The sequence below is a fragment of the Pontivivens insulae genome, from assembly GCF_900302495.1.
GTDB classification, from domain to species: Bacteria; Pseudomonadota; Alphaproteobacteria; order Rhodobacterales; family Rhodobacteraceae; genus Pontivivens; species Pontivivens insulae.
The window spans coordinates 1-5,513 of sequence record NZ_OMKW01000008.1; the positions used below are offsets into that span (position 1 = coordinate 1).

Annotated in this window: 9 protein-coding genes; all 9 read left to right on the top strand. The window is 44.5% G+C overall.

The annotated features are described in order from the left end of the window. A partial coding sequence (locus tag POI8812_RS17955; protein ID WP_503127989.1) for a hypothetical protein occupies window positions 1–553 on the top strand: 553 nt, incomplete at its 5' end. 8 nt (window positions 554–561) lie between these two features. Then, window positions 562–1,548 (top strand): Minor spike protein, encoded by a 987-nt coding sequence (locus tag POI8812_RS17960; protein ID WP_000466547.1) that lies wholly within the window; start codon window positions 562–564, stop codon window positions 1,546–1,548. A 63-nt stretch (window positions 1,549–1,611) separates the two neighbouring features. Continuing rightward, window positions 1,612–3,153, top strand: a complete 1,542-nt coding sequence (locus POI8812_RS17965; RefSeq protein WP_000252566.1) for a replication endonuclease — start codon at window positions 1,612–1,614, stop codon at window positions 3,151–3,153. Further along, entirely contained in the window at window positions 3,086–3,238 is a 153-nt protein-coding gene (locus POI8812_RS17970) for a hypothetical protein (protein ID WP_435988044.1), read from the top strand. The genes POI8812_RS17965 and POI8812_RS17970 overlap by 68 nt, the downstream gene beginning before the upstream one ends. Next, window positions 3,171–3,410 (top strand): phage DNA packaging protein C, encoded by a 240-nt coding sequence (locus POI8812_RS17975; RefSeq protein WP_016670801.1) that lies wholly within the window; start codon window positions 3,171–3,173, stop codon window positions 3,408–3,410. Before POI8812_RS17970 ends, POI8812_RS17975 begins: the two co-directional genes overlap by 68 nt. After that, on the top strand, window positions 3,407–3,865 hold the full coding sequence (locus tag POI8812_RS17980; protein ID WP_000084700.1) for a scaffolding protein D: 459 nt from the start codon (window positions 3,407–3,409) through the stop codon (window positions 3,863–3,865). Before POI8812_RS17975 ends, POI8812_RS17980 begins: the two co-directional genes overlap by 4 nt. Next, on the top strand, window positions 3,865–3,981 hold the full coding sequence (locus POI8812_RS17985; protein ID WP_000033471.1) for a phage DNA packaging protein J: 117 nt from the start codon (window positions 3,865–3,867) through the stop codon (window positions 3,979–3,981). The genes POI8812_RS17980 and POI8812_RS17985 overlap by 1 nt, the downstream gene beginning before the upstream one ends. A 36-nt stretch (window positions 3,982–4,017) precedes the next feature. Further along, complete coding sequence (locus tag POI8812_RS17990; RefSeq protein WP_000065572.1) at window positions 4,018–5,301, top strand: major capsid protein; 1,284 nt, start codon at window positions 4,018–4,020, stop codon at window positions 5,299–5,301. A gap of 110 nt (window positions 5,302–5,411) precedes the next feature. Further along, window positions 5,412–5,513 (top strand): hypothetical protein (locus POI8812_RS17995; protein ID WP_503127991.1); only part of this gene is annotated, 102 nt, incomplete at its 3' end.

The following is a 5,513-nucleotide window of genomic DNA, read 5'->3' on the forward strand; positions in this document are numbered from 1 at the left end:
AGGTTTTCTGCTTAGGAGTTTAATCATGTTTCAGACTTTTATTTCTCGCCATAATTCAAACTTTTTTTCTGATAAGCTGGTTCTCACTTCTGTTACTCCAGCTTCTTCGGCACCTGTTTTACAGACACCTAAAGCTACATCGTCAACGTTATATTTTGATAGTTTGACGGTTAATGCTGGTAATGGTGGTTTTCTTCATTGCATTCAGATGGATACATCTGTCAACGCCGCTAATCAGGTTGTTTCTGTTGGTGCTGATATTGCTTTTGATGCCGACCCTAAATTTTTTGCCTGTTTGGTTCGCTTTGAGTCTTCTTCGGTTCCGACTACCCTCCCGACTGCCTATGATGTTTATCCTTTGGATGGTCGCCATGATGGTGGTTATTATACCGTCAAGGACTGTGTGACTATTGACGTCCTTCCCCGTACGCCGGGCAATAATGTTTATGTTGGTTTCATGGTTTGGTCTAACTTTACCGCTACTAAATGCCGCGGATTGGTTTCGCTGAATCAGGTTATTAAAGAGATTATTTGTCTCCAGCCACTTAAGTGAGGTGATTTATGTTTGGTGCTATTGCTGGCGGTATTGCTTCTGCTCTTGCTGGTGGCGCCATGTCTAAATTGTTTGGAGGCGGTCAAAAAGCCGCCTCCGGTGGCATTCAAGGTGATGTGCTTGCTACCGATAACAATACTGTAGGCATGGGTGATGCTGGTATTAAATCTGCCATTCAAGGCTCTAATGTTCCTAACCCTGATGAGGCCGTCCCTAGTTTTGTTTCTGGTGCTATGGCTAAAGCTGGTAAAGGACTTCTTGAAGGTACGTTGCAGGCTGGCACTTCTGCCGTTTCTGATAAGTTGCTTGATTTGGTTGGACTTGGTGGCAAGTCTGCCGCTGATAAAGGAAAGGATACTCGTGATTATCTTGCTGCTGCATTTCCTGAGCTTAATGCTTGGGAGCGTGCTGGTGCTGATGCTTCCTCTGCTGGTATGGTTGACGCCGGATTTGAGAATCAAAAAGAGCTTACTAAAATGCAACTGGACAATCAGAAAGAGATTGCCGAGATGCAAAATGAGACTCAAAAAGAGATTGCTGGCATTCAGTCGGCGACTTCACGCCAGAATACGAAAGACCAGGTATATGCACAAAATGAGATGCTTGCTTATCAACAGAAGGAGTCTACTGCTCGCGTTGCGTCTATTATGGAAAACACCAATCTTTCCAAGCAACAGCAGGTTTCCGAGATTATGCGCCAAATGCTTACTCAAGCTCAAACGGCTGGTCAGTATTTTACCAATGACCAAATCAAAGAAATGACTCGCAAGGTTAGTGCTGAGGTTGACTTAGTTCATCAGCAAACGCAGAATCAGCGGTATGGCTCTTCTCATATTGGCGCTACTGCAAAGGATATTTCTAATGTCGTCACTGATGCTGCTTCTGGTGTGGTTGATATTTTTCATGGTATTGATAAAGCTGTTGCCGATACTTGGAACAATTTCTGGAAAGACGGTAAAGCTGATGGTATTGGCTCTAATTTGTCTAGGAAATAACCGTCAGGATTGACACCCTCCCAATTGTATGTTTTCATGCCTCCAAATCTTGGAGGCTTTTTTATGGTTCGTTCTTATTACCCTTCTGAATGTCACGCTGATTATTTTGACTTTGAGCGTATCGAGGCTCTTAAACCTGCTATTGAGGCTTGTGGCATTTCTACTCTTTCTCAATCCCCAATGCTTGGCTTCCATAAGCAGATGGATAACCGCATCAAGCTCTTGGAAGAGATTCTGTCTTTTCGTATGCAGGGCGTTGAGTTCGATAATGGTGATATGTATGTTGACGGCCATAAGGCTGCTTCTGACGTTCGTGATGAGTTTGTATCTGTTACTGAGAAGTTAATGGATGAATTGGCACAATGCTACAATGTGCTCCCCCAACTTGATATTAATAACACTATAGACCACCGCCCCGAAGGGGACGAAAAATGGTTTTTAGAGAACGAGAAGACGGTTACGCAGTTTTGCCGCAAGCTGGCTGCTGAACGCCCTCTTAAGGATATTCGCGATGAGTATAATTACCCCAAAAAGAAAGGTATTAAGGATGAGTGTTCAAGATTGCTGGAGGCCTCCACTATGAAATCGCGTAGAGGCTTTGCTATTCAGCGTTTGATGAATGCAATGCGACAGGCTCATGCTGATGGTTGGTTTATCGTTTTTGACACTCTCACGTTGGCTGACGACCGATTAGAGGCGTTTTATGATAATCCCAATGCTTTGCGTGACTATTTTCGTGATATTGGTCGTATGGTTCTTGCTGCCGAGGGTCGCAAGGCTAATGATTCACACGCCGACTGCTATCAGTATTTTTGTGTGCCTGAGTATGGTACAGCTAATGGCCGTCTTCATTTCCATGCGGTGCACTTTATGCGGACACTTCCTACAGGTAGCGTTGACCCTAATTTTGGTCGTCGGGTACGCAATCGCCGCCAGTTAAATAGCTTGCAAAATACGTGGCCTTATGGTTACAGTATGCCCATCGCAGTTCGCTACACGCAGGACGCTTTTTCACGTTCTGGTTGGTTGTGGCCTGTTGATGCTAAAGGTGAGCCGCTTAAAGCTACCAGTTATATGGCTGTTGGTTTCTATGTGGCTAAATACGTTAACAAAAAGTCAGATATGGACCTTGCTGCTAAAGGTCTAGGAGCTAAAGAATGGAACAACTCACTAAAAACCAAGCTGTCGCTACTTCCCAAGAAGCTGTTCAGAATCAGAATGAGCCGCAACTTCGGGATGAAAATGCTCACAATGACAAATCTGTCCACGGAGTGCTTAATCCAACTTACCAAGCTGGGTTACGACGCGACGCCGTTCAACCAGATATTGAAGCAGAACGCAAAAAGAGAGATGAGATTGAGGCTGGGAAAAGTTACTGTAGCCGACGTTTTGGCGGCGCAACCTGTGACGACAAATCTGCTCAAATTTATGCGCGCTTCGATAAAAATGATTGGCGTATCCAACCTGCAGAGTTTTATCGCTTCCATGACGCAGAAGTTAACACTTTCGGATATTTCTGATGAGTCGAAAAATTATCTTGATAAAGCAGGAATTACTACTGCTTGTTTACGAATTAAATCGAAGTGGACTGCTGGCGGAAAATGAGAAAATTCGACCTATCCTTGCGCAGCTCGAGAAGCTCTTACTTTGCGACCTTTCGCCATCAACTAACGATTCTGTCAAAAACTGACGCGTTGGATGAGGAGAAGTGGCTTAATATGCTTGGCACGTTCGTCAAGGACTGGTTTAGATATGAGTCACATTTTGTTCATGGTAGAGATTCTCTTGTTGACATTTTAAAAGAGCGTGGATTACTATCTGAGTCCGATGCTGTTCAACCACTAATAGGTAAGAAATCATGAGTCAAGTTACTGAACAATCCGTACGTTTCCAGACCGCTTTGGCCTCTATTAAGCTCATTCAGGCTTCTGCCGTTTTGGATTTAACCGAAGATGATTTCGATTTTCTGACGAGTAACAAAGTTTGGATTGCTACTGACCGCTCTCGTGCTCGTCGCTGCGTTGAGGCTTGCGTTTATGGTACGCTGGACTTTGTAGGATACCCTCGCTTTCCTGCTCCTGTTGAGTTTATTGCTGCCGTCATTGCTTATTATGTTCATCCCGTCAACATTCAAACGGCCTGTCTCATCATGGAAGGCGCTGAATTTACGGAAAACATTATTAATGGCGTCGAGCGTCCGGTTAAAGCCGCTGAATTGTTCGCGTTTACCTTGCGTGTACGCGCAGGAAACACTGACGTTCTTACTGACGCAGAAGAAAACGTGCGTCAAAAATTACGTGCAGAAGGAGTGATGTAATGTCTAAAGGTAAAAAACGTTCTGGCGCTCGCCCTGGTCGTCCGCAGCCGTTGCGAGGTACTAAAGGCAAGCGTAAAGGCGCTCGTCTTTGGTATGTAGGTGGTCAACAATTTTAATTGCAGGGGCTTCGGCCCCTTACTTGAGGATAAATTATGTCTAATATTCAAACTGGCGCCGAGCGTATGCCGCATGACCTTTCCCATCTTGGCTTCCTTGCTGGTCAGATTGGTCGTCTTATTACCATTTCAACTACTCCGGTTATCGCTGGCGACTCCTTCGAGATGGACGCCGTTGGCGCTCTCCGTCTTTCTCCATTGCGTCGTGGCCTTGCTATTGACTCTACTGTAGACATTTTTACTTTTTATGTCCCTCATCGTCACGTTTATGGTGAACAGTGGATTAAGTTCATGAAGGATGGTGTTAATGCCACTCCTCTCCCGACTGTTAACACTACTGGTTATATTGACCATGCCGCTTTTCTTGGCACGATTAACCCTGATACCAATAAAATCCCTAAGCATTTGTTTCAGGGTTATTTGAATATCTATAACAACTATTTTAAAGCGCCGTGGATGCCTGACCGTACCGAGGCTAACCCTAATGAGCTTAATCAAGATGATGCTCGTTATGGTTTCCGTTGCTGCCATCTCAAAAACATTTGGACTGCTCCGCTTCCTCCTGAGACTGAGCTTTCTCGCCAAATGACGACTTCTACCACATCTATTGACATTATGGGTCTGCAAGCTGCTTATGCTAATTTGCATACTGACCAAGAACGTGATTACTTCATGCAGCGTTACCATGATGTTATTTCTTCATTTGGAGGTAAAACCTCTTATGACGCTGACAACCGTCCTTTACTTGTCATGCGCTCTAATCTCTGGGCATCTGGCTATGATGTTGATGGAACTGACCAAACGTCGTTAGGCCAGTTTTCTGGTCGTGTTCAACAGACCTATAAACATTCTGTGCCGCGTTTCTTTGTTCCTGAGCATGGCACTATGTTTACTCTTGCGCTTGTTCGTTTTCCGCCTACTGCGACTAAAGAGATTCAGTACCTTAACGCTAAAGGTGCTTTGACTTATACCGATATTGCTGGCGACCCTGTTTTGTATGGCAACTTGCCGCCGCGTGAAATTTCTATGAAGGATGTTTTCCGTTCTGGTGATTCGTCTAAGAAGTTTAAGATTGCTGAGGGTCAGTGGTATCGTTATGCGCCTTCGTATGTTTCTCCTGCTTATCACCTTCTTGAAGGCTTCCCATTCATTCAGGAACCGCCTTCTGGTGATTTGCAAGAACGCGTACTTATTCGCCACCATGATTATGACCAGTGTTTCCAGTCCGTTCAGTTGTTGCAGTGGAATAGTCAGGTTAAATTTAATGTGACCGTTTATCGCAATCTGCCGACCACTCGCGATTCAATCATGACTTCGTGATAAAAGATTGAGTGTGAGGTTATAACGCCGAAGCGGTAAAAATTTTAATTTTTGCCGCTGAGGGGTTGACCAAGCGAAGCGCGGTAGGTTTTCTGCTTAGGAGTTTAATCATGTTTCAGACTTTTATTTCTCGCCATAATTCAAACTTTTTTTCTGATAAGCTGGTTCTCACTTCTGTTACTCCAGCTTCTTCGGCACCTGTTTTACAGACA